At 37.9% G+C, this 14,978-nt stretch carries 15 protein-coding genes; 6 read left to right on the top strand and 9 right to left on the bottom strand.

Annotation, left to right across the window (positions count from 1 at the left end; translation table 11 throughout):
* The first annotated feature begins 15 nt into the window (after positions 1-15).
* Positions 16-459 (top strand): CBS domain-containing protein, encoded by a 444-nt coding sequence (locus A6E06_RS17075; RefSeq protein ID WP_065593917.1) that lies wholly within the window; start codon positions 16-18, stop codon positions 457-459.
* A gap of 107 nt (positions 460-566) precedes the next feature.
* On the opposite strand, the gene aceA is transcribed toward A6E06_RS17075, so the two are convergent.
* The 3 genes from aceA to A6E06_RS17060 form a co-directional block, all read right to left on the bottom strand.
* Entirely contained in the window at positions 567-1,895 is a 1,329-nt protein-coding gene (gene aceA, locus A6E06_RS17070) for an isocitrate lyase (protein ID WP_065593918.1), read from the bottom strand.
* 14 nt (positions 1,896-1,909) lie between these two features.
* Positions 1,910-3,514, bottom strand: a complete 1,605-nt coding sequence (gene aceB, locus A6E06_RS17065; protein WP_065593919.1) for a malate synthase A — start codon at positions 3,512-3,514, stop codon at positions 1,910-1,912.
* Positions 3,515-4,088: 574 nt separating this feature from the next.
* The gene (locus tag A6E06_RS17060) at positions 4,089-4,988 is read right to left on the bottom strand and encodes a hydrogen peroxide-inducible genes activator (protein ID WP_065593920.1); all 900 of its coding nucleotides are present in this window, start codon (positions 4,986-4,988) and stop codon (positions 4,089-4,091) included.
* A 130-nt stretch (positions 4,989-5,118) separates the two neighbouring features.
* Between A6E06_RS17060 and A6E06_RS17055 the strand changes: the two genes are divergently transcribed.
* Both A6E06_RS17055 and A6E06_RS17050 read left to right on the top strand, forming a co-directional pair.
* Positions 5,119-5,727, top strand: a complete 609-nt coding sequence (locus A6E06_RS17055) for a peroxiredoxin C (protein ID WP_065593921.1) — start codon at positions 5,119-5,121, stop codon at positions 5,725-5,727.
* A gap of 251 nt (positions 5,728-5,978) precedes the next feature.
* On the top strand, positions 5,979-6,722 hold the full coding sequence (locus tag A6E06_RS17050) for a copper homeostasis protein CutC (RefSeq protein WP_065593922.1): 744 nt from the start codon (positions 5,979-5,981) through the stop codon (positions 6,720-6,722).
* A gap of 70 nt (positions 6,723-6,792) precedes the next feature.
* Here the strand turns inward: A6E06_RS17050 and A6E06_RS17045 are convergent, their stop codons facing one another.
* A complete protein-coding gene (locus A6E06_RS17045) occupies positions 6,793-7,158 on the bottom strand; it encodes a YgiW/YdeI family stress tolerance OB fold protein (protein WP_065593923.1) in 366 nt (121 codons plus the stop codon).
* 40 nt (positions 7,159-7,198) lie between these two features.
* Positions 7,199-7,837, bottom strand: coding sequence for an AcfA family outer membrane beta-barrel protein (locus A6E06_RS17040; protein ID WP_065593924.1), 639 nt, complete (start codon positions 7,835-7,837; stop codon positions 7,199-7,201).
* Positions 7,838-7,969: 132 nt separating this feature from the next.
* Here A6E06_RS17040 and A6E06_RS17035 point away from each other — a divergent pair, with 132 nt between their 5' ends.
* The 3 genes from A6E06_RS17035 (at position 7,970) to A6E06_RS17025 (ending at position 10,853) form a co-directional block, all read left to right on the top strand.
* The gene (locus A6E06_RS17035) at positions 7,970-8,893 is read left to right on the top strand and encodes a LysR family transcriptional regulator (RefSeq protein ID WP_065593925.1); all 924 of its coding nucleotides are present in this window, start codon (positions 7,970-7,972) and stop codon (positions 8,891-8,893) included.
* Between the two features lie 186 nt (positions 8,894-9,079).
* Positions 9,080-10,099: a hypothetical protein gene (locus A6E06_RS20165; RefSeq protein ID WP_065593926.1), complete on the top strand. Its 1,020-nt coding sequence runs from the start codon at positions 9,080-9,082 to the stop codon at positions 10,097-10,099.
* An 82-nt stretch (positions 10,100-10,181) separates the two neighbouring features.
* Positions 10,182-10,853, top strand: coding sequence for a hypothetical protein (locus A6E06_RS17025; RefSeq protein ID WP_065593927.1), 672 nt, complete (start codon positions 10,182-10,184; stop codon positions 10,851-10,853).
* A 287-nt stretch (positions 10,854-11,140) separates the two neighbouring features.
* Here the strand turns inward: A6E06_RS17025 and A6E06_RS17020 are convergent, their stop codons facing one another.
* From A6E06_RS17020 to pstA, 4 genes are all read right to left on the bottom strand, one after another.
* Positions 11,141-11,701, bottom strand: a complete 561-nt coding sequence (locus A6E06_RS17020; protein ID WP_065593928.1) for a VC2662 family protein — start codon at positions 11,699-11,701, stop codon at positions 11,141-11,143.
* A 188-nt stretch (positions 11,702-11,889) separates the two neighbouring features.
* Positions 11,890-12,588, bottom strand: a complete 699-nt coding sequence (gene phoU, locus A6E06_RS17015) for a phosphate signaling complex protein PhoU (RefSeq protein ID WP_065593929.1) — start codon at positions 12,586-12,588, stop codon at positions 11,890-11,892.
* Between the two features lie 39 nt (positions 12,589-12,627).
* On the bottom strand, positions 12,628-13,446 hold the full coding sequence (gene pstB / locus A6E06_RS17010) for a phosphate ABC transporter ATP-binding protein PstB (RefSeq protein ID WP_065593930.1): 819 nt from the start codon (positions 13,444-13,446) through the stop codon (positions 12,628-12,630).
* Between the two features lie 4 nt (positions 13,447-13,450).
* The gene (gene pstA, locus A6E06_RS17005) at positions 13,451-14,974 is read right to left on the bottom strand and encodes a phosphate ABC transporter permease PstA (protein WP_065593931.1); all 1,524 of its coding nucleotides are present in this window, start codon (positions 14,972-14,974) and stop codon (positions 13,451-13,453) included.
* Positions 14,975-14,978 lie beyond the last annotated feature (4 nt).

Below are 14,978 nucleotides of genomic sequence, written 5' to 3'. Positions count from 1 at the left end.
TGGCAGGAGCACGCTATGTTTACCGTTAATGATATGATGACCACTCACCCTCACACCCTGCTTCGTTCACATTCATTAGAAGATGCCAAAGCATTAATGGACGAGCACGGTATTCGACATATACCTATTGTAGATACTGAACACGCATTGATTGGATTAGTGACACAACGTGATTTATTATCCGCTCAAGCATCATGTTTAGAAAAACCGACGCTGGAAGAAATATCCGCTTTAGATATTCCACTCAATAATATAATGCATGAAAACATCATGAGTGTTTCTCCATATGGTGGATTGAAATCAGCCGCATTATTTATGCAAAAACATAAAATGGGATGCTTGCCAGTTGTTCACCATGGCAAATTGGTGGGAATTATTACTGATTCAGACTTTGTGACGATCGCAATTAACTTATTGGAATTGCAAGAAGAGGTCGATCCTATGGAAGTGGATGAATAAACGGTAACGTTCAATGCGAATAAAAAAGAAAGGGAGATTCCATTCTCCCTAAACGTGATAGTTGCCTATTTATTATTATGTGAATTTATTCAATTAACGTAAGACCACTACGCATTAGTTTTAAATTGCTCTTCTTCCGTTGACCCTGTTAATGCGGTTACTGACGATTTTCCACCTTGAATGGTATTAGTCATTATATCAAAGTAACCTGTGCCCACTTCTTGTTGATGCGCAACGAACGTATACCCTTTAGATGCCGATTCAAACTCTTTACGTTGAACCATTTCTACATAATGACGCATCCCTTCACCTTGAGCATAAGAATGAGCAAGTTCAAACATGTTAAACCACATACTATGAATGCCAGCTAGAGTAATAAATTGGTATTTATAGCCCATATCAGCCAATTCTTGTTGGAACTTCGCAATCGTTTCTGAATCGAGGTTTTTCTCCCAGTTAAACGATGGCGAACAGTTATACGCCAGTAGTTGGTCTGGATATTCTGCATGAATCGCTTCCGCAAACTTTCGAGCTTCTTCCAAACACGGTGTTGCCGTTTCACACCATACTAAATCAGCATAAGGTGAATACGCCAGACCACGAGAGATGGCTTGGTCAATACCTGCGGTTACTTTGTAGAAACCTTCAGCTGTACGCTCGCCTTCAATAAATTCTTGGTCATACGGATCACAATCTGATGTTAATAAATCCGCAGCATTGGCATCGGTTCTTGCGATAACGAGTGTTGTTGTTCCTGCTACATCAGCAGCTAATCGCGCAGCAACCAGTTTTTGTACTGCTTCTTGAGTTGGTACTAATACTTTGCCACCCATATGACCACATTTTTTCACTGATGCTAACTGATCTTCAAAGTGAACGCCTGCAGCACCTGATTCAATCATGTTACGCATTAATTCATAACCATTAAGTACGCCACCAAAACCCGCTTCTGCATCAGCCACAATCGGCAGAAAATAATCAATGCCCTCTTCAGGGGGGGTTCCTGTTGACCATTGAATTTGATCTGCACGTCGGAAAGAATTATTAATACGCTTAACCACTGAAGGCACTGAATCTACCGGATACAATGATTGATCAGGGTACATGGTTGATGCGGTATTATTATCCGCAGCGACCTGCCAGCCTGAAAGGTAAATTGCTTCAATTCCCGCTTTTGCTTGCTGAACGGCTTGCCCACCAGTTAAGGCACCAAGACAGTTTACGTATCCTTTTTTAGATGACCCATTCACCAACGACCATAATCTATCAGCCCCTTTTTGAGCAATGGTATTTTCTGGTGCAAAAGAGCCACGAAGGTTAATTACCTCTTCCGCTGTGTATGGACGAGTTACTCCATTCCAACGAGGGTTATCAGCCCAATCTTTTTTTAGTGCATCAATTTGTTGTTGGCGAGTTTGCGGTTTAAATGTAGTCATAATAGTTCCCTCTCTTATAAATATTCATAGCCAGATAGTGTTAAAAAGTCCGTAAGTTGATCGCTGGTGGTCAGTTTCTCCATCAGTTTTGCAGCTTGAGTAAATTGGCCCGAATCAAAACGTTCAGTTCCCAACTCCTCTTCTATTACTTTCATCTCTTCCAGTAACATGGTTCTAAATAGATCGGCTGTAACTGTTTCTCCGTTATCTAATGTTTTCCCATGTTGTATCCATTGCCAAATAGACGTTCTTGATATTTCTGCCGTAGCGGCGTCTTCCATTAATCCATAAATCGGGACACACCCATTACCGGTGATCCACGCTTCAATATATTGAACCGCGACACGAATGTTATGACGCATTCCCTCTTCGGTTCTTTCACCTTCACAAGGGGCTAATAATTCTTCGGCGGTAATAGGGTTATCATTTTCTCGACTGATATCTAGCTGATTGGTTCGCTCGCCTAACACGTGATCAAATTCAGCTCTTGCTGTGTCAGCTAAACCAGGGTGAGCAACCCAAGTTCCATCATGTCCATTATTCGCTTCTAATGATTTATCCGTTTGAATTTTATTTAGTACCCAATCATTTTTTACCGGATCTTTTGATGGAATAAAGGCGGCCATTCCTCCCATCGCAAATGCTCCTCTTCTGTGACATGTTCTGATCAATAGACGTGAATAAGAATTTAGAAACGGTTTTTCCATCGTCACCACTTGGCGATCTGGCAAAACTCGGTCAGGATGATTTTTAAGTGTTTTAATGTAGCTAAAAATGTAATCCCATCGACCACAATTCAGTCCCACAATGTGTTCTTTTAAGCTGTACAGAATTTCATCCATTTCAAATACAGCTGGCAAGGTTTCAATAAGAACGGTCGCTTTAATCGTCCCTTGTTTCAATCCAAATTCTCGCTCAGCAAAACTGAATACGTCACTCCACCACGCCGCTTCTTGGTAGGCTTGTAATTTTGGTAGGTAAAAATAAGGTCCACTGCCTTTCTTTAATGACGTTTGGTAGTTGTGATAAAAATAAAGGGCAAAATCAAATAAAGCTCCAGGAATAGGAACACCATTAAACAACACATGTTTTTCAGGAAGGTGTAGACCACGGACACGGCAAATCAGTACCGCTGGATCTTGTTTTAATTGATATACCTTTTGAGTTTGAGGATTGGTGTATTGAATAGTGCCGTTCATTGCATCTCTCAGATTAATCTGTCCATCAAGTACCGCCTCCCATGAGGGAGCTAATGAATCTTCAAAATCTGCCATGAATACTTTTACATTGGCATTCAAAGCATTAATCACCATTTTTCTATCAGTCGGTCCAGTGATCTCTACTCGTCTGTCTTGAAGATCGGCAGGAATCCCTTGAATGCTCCATTCTGATTCACGAATAGACCGAGTCTCAGATAAAAAATCGGGCAATTGACCTGCATCTATTTTTCGTTGGCGCACTTGGCGTGTGTCTAAAAGCTCAGGAATTCGGTGGGCAAACTTTTCAACCACATGAGTTAAAAAACGGACAGCCCCAGCGCTTAACACTTCTTTTACTTGTGGCAACTCAGCGCCAACAATGGATATTTTTTTTTCTGTGGTTGTCATGGTATCAGTCATGGTTTGCGCCTCCGGCAAAATTACATTTGTAACTAAAACACTACGATTTAGTATTCATGTTTCATCCTATTTGTCGTTCTTGTTGCTTACGTCTATTACATTCTCGAAAGAGCGTATCAATTACAACCCCTACTAAAGGCTAACATTGCCTTGAATTTTCAATAATATGTCCGTAAAACTAAGCAACTCGAGTTATGAGTAAATGCTCTATAAAGATAATTGTCAAAATTTATTTTTTACATTTCGATAACAAACAAGCAGGCAAATGATCTGATAAAAACGTAGTAAAATTACACAAATTAAACTTGTAAAATTGAACATGTAAAATTCACAGTTTTAATTTCACAAAGAAAACAGGGGGATAGAATTAAAAAAAGAGAAAGGTTCGTTTAATTAAACGAGTGACTATAAGAAAGTGACGATATACAACAAGAAGAAAGGGGATTAACTGGTCAGATCTGTTTTAAAATAAATATAAAGAAGTGCGAAGGTGGTCACTAATCACCCTATTATTCAAAAGTAGAAAGCGCCTATCTATAAAAATAAATAAGCGCCTTAAAATGTGATCATAAAACTATAATATGCCTTTTACGACATCCGCTAGCTGATGAAAAGCTTGTAAGCGAGATGAACTTGGTCTCCAAACTAAACCGATATCTCTTGATGCCTCTTGACCTGGCGGCTCAACTACAACCAAGTTTTGGTTATCTAACAAACCATGCTTTATTGCCATTTGAGGAATAAACGTAGTTCCCAAGCCATTCGCGACCATTTGGACGAGTGTGTGTAGGCTCGTTGCTGTAAAGGGGTTTATTTTCTCTTTACTCGTTAACTTACAAGCAGAAACCGCGTGTTCTGTTAAACAGTGCTCTTTCTCTAATAAGAAAACAAATTCATCAGGCAACTCATCATAACGAATAGGCGTCGAAATTGAGTTCACTTGATCTTTACTGATCACCATTTTAAATGGATCAGAGCCAACCACTAAACTGTCCATTCCTGCTATATCAACCGGCAAGGCAAGGATTAATACATCTAACTGCCCTTGTCTTAGTGCAGCTAAAAGGTTCGTTGTTGTATCTTCCCTTAATAATAAGGTTAACTGCGGGTAACTCTTATTTACCTCTTGTACTAAATCACATAATAAAAAAGGGGCTATCGTAGGAATGCATCCAACACGAAGCTGTCCTTGCATTGTGTCACCCTGACACAAAGACCCAAGTTCTATTAAATCTTGTCCTTTTGCTAAAAGTTCTCTCCCTTGAGCCACCACCCTTTCCCCAATAGGGGTAAATATTAATGTTTTTTTATCACGCTCATACAATGGACAACCAATCAGCTCTTCAAGGTTTTGTATTCCTTTACTTAATGTTGATTGGCTCACAAAGCACTTTTCTGCTGCTTCACCAAAATGGCGAGTTTCATGTAAGGTAATAAAATAGTGTAACTGTTTTAATGAAGGCCATTTAGTCATCGCTTTTCTCGATTACATCCATCTATTTAATTCGCTTTTTTCAATCATACCTTTTGTACTATAGTTTGTCCTGTTGAAACATAAAGCCAAACATGAAGTTTGGAAAATCTAATTTTTAGGAGATTCAAAAATGGTACTAGTAGGTCGTCAAGCACCAGACTTTACTGCTGCAGCTGTTCTAGGTAACGGCGAGATCGTTGATAGCTTCAACTTCAAAGAATTCACTAAAGGTAAGACTGCGGTAGTATTTTTCTACCCACTAGACTTCACTTTCGTTTGTCCTTCAGAGCTAATCGCTTTTGACAACCGTCTAGCTGATTTCCAAGCTAAAGGCGCGGAAGTAATCGGTATCTCTATCGATTCACAATTCTCTCACAACGCATGGCGTAACACGGCTATCGAAGATGGCGGTATTGGTCCAGTTAAATACCCTCTAGTTGCTGACGTTAAGCACGAAATCTGTAAAGCATACGACGTTGAGCATCCAGAAGCTGGTGTTGCTTTCCGTGGTTCTTTCCTAATCGATTCTGACGGCCTTGTACGTCACCAAGTGGTTAACGATCTTCCACTAGGTCGTAACATCGACGAAATGCTACGTATGGTTGACGCACTAAACTTCCACGAGAAGAATGGTGAAGTTTGTCCAGCACAATGGGAAGAAGGCAAAGCAGGTATGGACGCATCTCCACAAGGTGTTGCAGCATTCCTATCTGAACACGCTGACGACCTAAGCAAGTAATTGCTGACATAGAGTACTTTACATCAAAGTACTCGAATGCACCTACGCTCAACGGTGCATGTGGCTAGAATATTAAAAGCGTATAAACGCAGTAGCCTAAAATCAGAAAGTTTGCCTAATACTAAAAGCCCTGAAGTTTTCTTCAGGGCTTTTTTCTTTATTCTAGCTCGTAATTCTGACGCTCTCTTCACACATCTAAAATCAAATATCCCGTAAACTGTTCTATTATCAATTATTTTTGTTTACCCATCATGTCTATTAAAATTGAAGTCTGTATCGATAACTTAGAATCACTGCATAATGCTATTAATGGTGGCGCAGATCGCATTGAACTATGCTCCTCTCTTGCATTGGGTGGGCTTACTCCCAGCTTTGGTTTCATGAAAAAAGCAGCAGCTATCTCCTCTATTCCTGTTTATGCGATGATCCGTCCTCGCCAAGGAGATTTTCTATATGACAACGACGATATCTCGGCAATGATTGAGGATATTCATGCAGCAAAATTAGCCGGCTTACAAGGGGTAGTTTTTGGCGTATTAAAAGCTAATGGCGATATTGATATGCCACTGTCTACTCGCTTAATGAAAATAGCCAATGACAATGATTTGGGTGTGACTTTTCATCGCGCTGTTGACCAATGTTCTAATTATAAAAAAGCAATTGAAAACATTGCAGAGCTAGGTTGTGAGCGCATACTTACCTCTGGTCTAGCAGCAAATGCTTATGATGGTATTGATGTTCTATCTGAAATGGTAAAACTAGCTAATGGACGCTTTGAAATATTAGCAGGTGCTGGTGTCACTGCTGAAAATGCGAAAGAGATAATTGAAAAGACGGGTATCACTGAGATCCACTTATCCGGAAAATCAACTCGTCCAAGTAAAATGAAGTTAGTATTAGATGGCGTTAAAATGGGAACTGGAGATTTGGATGATTTTATTGTCCCAGTGACTGACGCTAAAAAAATCGATGCGGTAAGACAAAATATTAAATAAATTTAAAAATGCTAATAAAAAGGCCAGAGATTATCTTCTGGCCTTTTCTATTTTTGGGTCTGTAGAAAAGTTATTTTGCTAACTGCACAGTATTTACGTCAATTGCAGTGTGTTTCCACTCTTTATCTACTTCACCTTGAATCACTAATTTTGTTTCAGGTGTTGCTTCAATACCATTCCAATCACGGTGATCAATCTCAACAATCATCTCACCTGTTGCATCTTTAAATTGATACTCTTCATCACCTAATGAAGCAACAATATAACCTGTTAGTGTTACTGGAGTATCATCTTTTGCTTCTTGAGCTATTTGAACAGTATTTACAGTCACTGCGCTTGGGCCAGAAAATCCGCCTTTAGCTACTTGAGTGTTTTGAGCTGCGAACGCACCTGTTGACGCCAATACTAATGCACTTACTAATACAATTTTTTTCATTTTATTATTTCCAAATATGATTAACTTCTATAACTACATATTAAAAGTAGTAAGCTGAACTCAACATGAACGACGTTGAATTAGCAATACTATCTACTTGATAGCTTGCTGATGCACCTAAAGCTAAGCTTGGCATCACCATGTACTCAACACCTACGCTTGCGATAGCACCAAATACACTTTCTGATTTAGATGCTCCGTGTTCATGATCAGAAATTGACTCTTGATCTGTTAAATCATTTTCTGTTTCTGTATATGCTGATGAGTCGTATTTATATTGGGTATACGTTAAACCTAGACCGGTTTTTAATTGTAATTTCTCATTAAAATTATAAAAATACACTGGTTTAAATGTAAATTGAGTCGCATCTAAATCAGCATTCCATTCGCGCTCAGTTTCTACTGGTGGATTATAATTTATTGTTTTACTACGAGAATCATCACTCTCAAATTTCTTATAACCTAACTCTAAACCAAAATCGTTAAAACGATAACCAACAAAGCCACCAAACGCAGAGTTTGAATCATCAGGAGTTAATGTTACATCTCCAGCAGTCTCTGAAAAAGTCGTTGAGTAATCGTGATTCATGTTTGTTACGCCATATTCTAAACCTACGTATGGTGCAGAAAATGCCGTTGTTGATGTTGCTGCCATTAGTAGAAATAGATACTTTTTCATTATAAATACAATCCTATAGTCATGGGGTTAAGCTTGGTCTTAATTCGTTATGTGGGTACTATAGAGGGAAGTTCGTGAAGGAAGCGTGAAGAGTTACTAAATAGTTCAGACTTTATAAGGAAATAATTCACCATGGCAAAAGATCTATTCGCCACATTAGATTTAAACTTATTGAGAACATTTATCGTTCTTCATCAAGAAAGAAATATGCGAAAAGCCTCTGATCGCCTATTTGTATCTCAGCCTGCTATCAGTAAAGCTCTGCAGCGTTTACGAGATCATTTTGGTGATGAGTTATTTGTAAAAACCCATCATGGACTTCGAGCGACTGAATATGCAAATCAATTGGCTGAAAGCATCTCACCAATACTTGATGAACTTTCTTCCACATTAAACGAAAGTAATGAGTTTGATCCTAAAAAACTTGAAGGCGTTATCAAACTGGCGCTATCTCCTTTTCTTTTAAGTGCCATTGCCAATAAGTTATTTCAAGCAATCAGAGCTGAGGCTCCCAATGTTCAAGTGCAATTATTAAATTGGTCTAAATCAACAATGATCGACATCATCAATGATGAAGTTCAATTAGGCCTTAATTATGAAATAGGCCATGCACCAAAAGAATTAATTCAAAAACCAATTGCTCAAGATCGTTTTACTGGCTATGTAAGAAAAGATCATCCTTATAAAGGAAATAGTATTGAAGTGAAAGATGGTTTTCATTTCGAGCTTGCAACCATTATCGCTGTTGATTGGAATTCTCATCAATCTTTAGCTGAAAAAATATTAAAAATTAAAGGTTTAGAAGCAAAAATTGGTTTTAGATCTGAATTACCATCAGCCGTTCTTGATGTCGTTAATAACTCTGACATGATGTTTCCTGCGTCTAAATTCTTAGATATCGAACATAATAGACCGCTACGAAGCCTTAAAATACTATTTGATAATCAAGATATTAACCCAAAGGTTTGTGCTTATTATCACCACAAAAATAGAAATAGCCCAACCGTGTTGTGGTTAAAAAAAATTCTTCAATCCTTACTCATTGATAACCAGTAGTTATTACGGTCATTCTTCTCTCTCATTAATAACTTAACGTTAAAGCCTCTATTCTTTTAAGGGATTAGAGGCTTTTTAGTACATTCCATATACTTCTCTCATCGGCTAGGAACGCCATCAACAAGCACTGATGCTTTCAAAAATTATGGCTAATAAGCCAACCATTACGTTAAGAGAGAAACCAATATGAAACTTAAATTAATTGCATCTTTAGTTGCGGCATCATTCCTAGCTGGTTGTTCTTCTTCAGGTTCAAGCGATAATAACGGGCCAACACCACAAGATGGTATTGCTGATGTTCAATATTTTGAAGGTGAAAATGCTCAAGCAGCACTAATCAAAGGTGATGAGGGAACTTATCAAGCTGCAATGATTAAAGGTCAAGAAACCGATACTCTTATTCGTATTAATGGTCAAACATTTACAACCGATGGCGATAACGTAAAAGACGTAAATGGCGTCACTGTTGGTTATATTCAAAAGGAAGGTGATTCAATCATCTTTCATGGTAACCATGGTGCAGAAGTAAACTTAAGTATTGTAAATGGAAGATTAATTGTCACCGATGTTCAGCACCCGATAGATCCTGATTACGGAGTTATACCCGCAATAGATCCTGAATTTGGATTGGGTTTTGATTTTCAATTTGAAGATGATAACAAACTAATCATCTCACTCGGTGAAAGTGAGGTTACTTTAATTGACACTCCTGCAGGAATTATTATTCAAGGTCAAGAAGATAAGAGTACAACTGTCTCAGTTAAAACTGTGAAGGCATATAAAGAAGCAATGATACTCCTTACAGAAGAAGAACAAAAATTCTTAGCTATTGCCTTCATCGCAAATGAAGGGAAAGGGGCTATTGATGAAGATATGAGACAGAGAGCTTGGGGTGTAACTAAAGATATGACTGTTGAATGGTCTCAAGATAATAAACTAACTATGTTAAAAATAGTTAATATAGAAATGGATCTTCAAGGAAACTCCCTAGGCTATTACCTACTTACAGGTGAAAGAGAAACTATTGAAGATTTAAAAATCGCAGCTAAAGGTACTATTTCAGATGCTATCAATGACTGGATTCCAGCAAAGCCTAACCTAACAGAAGAGCAAAAAACCAAATTAAAAGATAAAGCAAGATCTCTATCTCAAGAGCAACGTCAGCAAATTAAGCAAGCTATCAAGGATAGAGCTACACGCTCATAAGATTAGCTAGAGTTTGATAAATAAAGCAAAGGAGTCGCTATTTTGGTGACTCCTTTTTTATTTTTACGATGAGTACTTAATTATGCGCTTTAAACTCTTATTGTTATCTTTTTTTGCCTCTTTATCTGCTTCAGCGAAATATCATGAACCAGACTTAAGCGTTCAACTCTCTCAAAATAATGATGAATGGGTAGGAACCGTTACTGCCAATCTTCAAGCAACGGAAGCAATCAGTTTTACTGCAGACATTGATTCAACTGGATATTTAGAAATTGGATCCGGCTATGGTGTCATGCTTGGTCAATTTTATACCGAAGCATTTGTAAGTTACGGGCGAGCAGATATTTTTGATATTTATAATGTTGGGCTATTTACCGGAACAGCATTAACTCAAGACATTATGATTTTTGCTAATACCTCTCATGAGTGGAGAAAAGGTGTTTTTTCAGAGAGCATATTTCAGCCTGGCGTAAACAATAATTTCAATGCATTTAATACCACCAGAGAATGGAAAAATACACTTGGGGCTAGCTACACAATTAATCAATGGAGTAACTTTAGTTATTCGTTTACTCATGACCGTGAACTAACTGGATCAAAAAGCTATTACAACAGCCAAGATGTCACACTAACCCTAAAGCCTAAATGGGTAGAACCTTATATGAAGTATACCTTTGGTGAGTCAAGAGTAAGCCCTAGCGATAAAACCAGAACCGAAAACAGTTATGAAATTGGATTTAACTTACGATTTTAATCTTTGGAGAAACTATGACTTTTTTAATTATGCTTTCGCTTCCTCTGATCGTTTTATTTATATCTATAAAATCAATGATAGAAGATAAATAATTACCCTTTGGTAACTCTCTCCCCTACATAAGTAATTTGGTGCAGGGGCTTTTTATTTTTATGATTCACTCTATCTTCCTTCTCATTAATAAGTTTTGATAAAATGACAAGAAAACCAAGAATGGTCAGATACAAAAATGGCGCTACTTTATAATAAAGCAGCGCCATTTTTATTTAATTAAATTTGAAACCAAATTACATCGCAAAGTTCACGATTGGGAAACAAGGTAGGAAACCATTTTCAGCACAGTTGATCAGACCAACTTGAACACCTTTAATTTCAGATGTCATGTTAAATAAACCCACTTGAACGTGTGAATCGTTTGAAAGGTTTGCAACGCCAACATCAACCATGGTGTAACCTTCAGAATAGTTAACTGCTGATAGGTTCGCACCTTTAACATTATTAGTGATATTTACAAAACCTAAGTTAGCGCCTAAATCATCACCTTTATGCCAGTTAAATAGGCCGAAAGATGCACCAGTCATGTTGCCATTAACTTTGTTCGCACCGATAAATAGTGGGAAGTTAACACCTGTTAGGTTATCACTCTCAGACATACCAAGCGCAAAATCGACACCTGTTACATCGCCAGTTTTACCATGAAGAGCCGCTAAACGAACGCCTTTTACTTCACTTGCCGCTGGTGCATTAAAACCATTCAGAGATGAGAACATCACTGGAGTACTATCCGCCATAGCGAACGATGAAACCATAGATAACGCCGCGCAAGTACCAACTAAAATCTTCTTCATAATATATTCCTTTATTACTATAATTTATGATTATTAAATGAATCTATTTTTGTATTATCAATCGCATTATGAATGCAATAGCTCATAATATACTCGTTAGTTGCGATAAATACAGCATAGCTCAAATTTTATTTGTTTGATTATTATTTTTAAGTCAAAGGCTTATTTCGAGTTAAGTATCACTCAACTTATTTAATCACATCATCAATATTTTGATCGCCGATATGACGTACATCCTTTCCTTTGACAAAATAGATAATATATTCACAAATATTCTGGCAACGATCTCCTACACGCTCAATAGCACGAGCCGCCCACATAACCTTCATTACACTTGGAATTGAGCTTGGATCTTCCATCATATAAGTCATTAATTGACGTACAACGGCTTCGTATTCTGCATCTATTTTATCATCAAACTTATAAGCTTCTGTTGCGGCCTTTACGTCCATTCGAGCATAGGCATCTAATACCGTGTGCATCATTTTTACTGATTGACGACCTAATGACTCAAGAGAAACGAGTAATGAATGCTGTTTACTTGTGAAATTTTCTAATGACACTTTAGCGATTTGAGATGCAACATCACCGATACGTTCTAGATCAGTGATTGTTTTAATGATCGCCATTACCAAACGTAAATCGCTCGCTGTAGGTTGTCGTTTTGCAATAATGCGCGTGCACGCTTCATCTATCGCAACTTCCATGGCGTTTACTTTATGATCTTCATGCATGACACGCTTTGCTAATTCAGCATCGTGATTATGCAATGCTTCTAATGCATAGGTAAGTTGCTGTTCCACCATTCCACCCATAGTTAATACATGAGTTCTAATGGCTTCAAGCTCGGTGTTAAATTGGCCTGAAATATGTCGACCAAGTTGCATGGTATATCCTTATCTTATTGGTTGGCTACTGTAGGCTAATTACCCATAACGGCCTGTAATGTAATCTTCTGTTTGTTTATGCACTGGAGAAGTAAAAATAGTATTCGCATTACCGTATTCAACCAATTTACCTTGATTAATAAAGGCGGTGTGGTCACTAACTCGAGCAGCTTGTTGCATATTGTGAGTAACAATAACTACGGTGTATTTGCTTTTTAGTTCGTAGATAAGTTCTTCAATGGTTAAGGTTGAAATGGGGTCCAATGCTGATGTCGGTTCATCTAATAAAAGCACTTCTGGTTCAATCGCAATCGCTCTAGCGATAACTAAGCGTTGTTGCTGGCCACCTGATAATCCAAATGCATTTTCATGTAGGCGATGCTTTACTTCATCCCACAGCGCTGCTGCTTTCAGCGCATCTTCTACTGCCTCATCTAATATTCGCGCTTCTTTAATCCCTTGTAAACGTAAACCGTAAACTACGTTCTCATATATTGATTTAGGAAACGGATTTGGCCGTTGAAACACCATTCCAACACGACGACGCAATGAAGGTATGTCTGTGTTTGGTTGATAAATATCATCACCAAACAGTTTTATTGAACCTCTGATTTTGCAATTATCAACCAAATCATTCATTCGATTAATGCAACGTAATAAAGTCGATTTACCACAACCCGACGGTCCAATAAAAGCAGTCACCTGCCCTTTAGGTATACGCATTTCAATATTCGATAAGGCGGACGTTTTATCATAATACAAGCTGAGATTATTGATCTCTATTGCTGTATTTTCATCCGATAAATCATTGACGTCTATTGGTGATAAAAAAGAGAGATCTGGTGATAATGAATACATATAGCTACAACTCCAATGTTCGGTATTTCTCTCGTAAATTATTACGAATAGCGATGGCAGTTAAGTTTAATCCAACAATAACGGTAACCAACAAAAATGCCGTGGCATAAACGATAGGACGAGCAGCTTCTACATTTGGACTTTGGAATCCTACATCATAGATATGATAACCAAGATGCATAAATTTACGATCTAAATGCAAATAAGGCGCTACATTATCAACAGGTAAAGAAGGCGCTAGTTTAACTACCCCAACGAGCATCAAAGGGGCGACTTCACCCGCGGCTCTTGCTACGGCTAAAATTAACCCGGTCATTATCGCAGGGCTTGCCATCGGTAAAACAATCTTCCATAAGGTTTCAAACTGTGTCGCACCTAATGCCAATGAACCATGGCGTACCGAGTTAGGGATCCGACTAAGTCCTTCTTCTGTTGCAACAATCACAACTGGCAGCGTTAAAATAGCTAAAGTCAGTGCTGACCATAATAAGCCAGGTGTACCAAATGTTGGTGTTGGTAATTTATTTGAATAAAAAAGCTGGTCAAGTGTGCCACCAACAACATAAACAAAGAAACCTAAACCAAATACACCATAAACAATCGAAGGTACACCCGCTAGGTTTATCACTGCGATACGAATTAATCTTGTCAGCATATTGGGCTTTGCGTATTCATGTAAATAAATCGCAGCAATAACCCCTAATGGCATAACGATAACGGACATGAGTAACACTAATAAAATAGTACCAAAAATAGCGGGGAACACTCCGCCTTCAGAATTAGCTTCTCGTGGATCGTTACTAATAAAATCGTATAGCTCCTCAAACCAATGTATTGTTTTTTCTTTTAACGTCATCATATTAGGAAACCAAATATCGACTACATTATCGCTGCTTAATTTATACTTTTCACCCTGGCTATCTTGCAGTATTAAATAACTATGACTTAATTGATTCGAGATCGCTTTTGCTTGTTCATTTAATTGTTCTTCTCGTTTTTTATTCTCATCACTGAGTGGATTCTTTTTTGGTAACGCATCAAGTAATTGATACAGTTTATGCTGCTCTTGTTCTAATAGTTCTATTTTAGCTTTTTCACTACGTACCCATGACTCCACTTGCAATTTATTGAGTTTAAGACCGTTTGAGGTTTCAATAATCGTTCCAAAATATTTACCATGTTGGAGTCTATCCACCACGGCCAATTCAGCAGGTTGACTCACGGATTTTATTTTATCTTTATCAATATTAATAAAATCAAAACCATTAATGTCTCGGTTTCCTACTTTAATAACTAAACGTTCTTTTTTTTCGGTATTAGTATCGTGTAGTTTTTCTACATCATATAACTGACCAACGATAACTTTACCGTCAATCGTATGCCACTCTTGCAATGGCGTAGGCCAAAAATAAGAAAGCCCTTTCCAGCCTATCAGTAATAAAATACCAAGTACGGCAATCATGCTGATACTTACCGAACCAGCCGTTAACCATATCCAAGGAGAACCCGATTTAATCCAACGCTTCATTCTT

It is taken from the genome of Aliivibrio sp. 1S175 (assembly GCF_001690985.1).
In the GTDB taxonomy this organism is placed as follows: domain Bacteria; phylum Pseudomonadota; class Gammaproteobacteria; order Enterobacterales; family Vibrionaceae; genus Aliivibrio.
This window is presented reverse-complemented; position numbering and strand designations above follow the sequence as displayed.

What these genes read in the sequence shown, in the direction of transcription:
- A6E06_RS17075 (WP_065593917.1), top strand. Translation starts at nt 16, where the DNA reads ATGTTTACCGTTAATGATATGATGACCACTCACCCTCACACCCTGCTT.
- aceA (WP_065593918.1), bottom strand. Translation starts at nt 1,895, where the DNA reads ATGACTACATTTAAACCGCAAACTCGCCAACAACAAATTGATGCACTA.
- aceB (WP_065593919.1), bottom strand. Translation starts at nt 3,514, where the DNA reads ATGACTGATACCATGACAACCACAGAAAAAAAAATATCCATTGTTGGC.
- A6E06_RS17060 (WP_065593920.1), bottom strand. Translation starts at nt 4,988, where the DNA reads ATGACTAAATGGCCTTCATTAAAACAGTTACACTATTTTATTACCTTA.
- A6E06_RS17055 (WP_065593921.1), top strand. Translation starts at nt 5,119, where the DNA reads ATGGTACTAGTAGGTCGTCAAGCACCAGACTTTACTGCTGCAGCTGTT.
- A6E06_RS17050 (WP_065593922.1), top strand. Translation starts at nt 5,979, where the DNA reads ATGTCTATTAAAATTGAAGTCTGTATCGATAACTTAGAATCACTGCAT.
- A6E06_RS17045 (WP_065593923.1), bottom strand. Translation starts at nt 7,158, where the DNA reads ATGAAAAAAATTGTATTAGTAAGTGCATTAGTATTGGCGTCAACAGGT.
- A6E06_RS17040 (WP_065593924.1), bottom strand. Translation starts at nt 7,837, where the DNA reads ATGAAAAAGTATCTATTTCTACTAATGGCAGCAACATCAACAACGGCA.
- A6E06_RS17035 (WP_065593925.1), top strand. Translation starts at nt 7,970, where the DNA reads ATGGCAAAAGATCTATTCGCCACATTAGATTTAAACTTATTGAGAACA.
- A6E06_RS20165 (WP_065593926.1), top strand. Translation starts at nt 9,080, where the DNA reads ATGAAACTTAAATTAATTGCATCTTTAGTTGCGGCATCATTCCTAGCT.
- A6E06_RS17025 (WP_065593927.1), top strand. Translation starts at nt 10,182, where the DNA reads ATGCGCTTTAAACTCTTATTGTTATCTTTTTTTGCCTCTTTATCTGCT.
- A6E06_RS17020 (WP_065593928.1), bottom strand. Translation starts at nt 11,701, where the DNA reads ATGAAGAAGATTTTAGTTGGTACTTGCGCGGCGTTATCTATGGTTTCA.
- phoU (WP_065593929.1), bottom strand. Translation starts at nt 12,588, where the DNA reads ATGCAACTTGGTCGACATATTTCAGGCCAATTTAACACCGAGCTTGAA.
- pstB (WP_065593930.1), bottom strand. Translation starts at nt 13,446, where the DNA reads ATGTATTCATTATCACCAGATCTCTCTTTTTTATCACCAATAGACGTC.
- pstA (WP_065593931.1), bottom strand. Translation starts at nt 14,974, where the DNA reads ATGAAGCGTTGGATTAAATCGGGTTCTCCTTGGATATGGTTAACGGCT.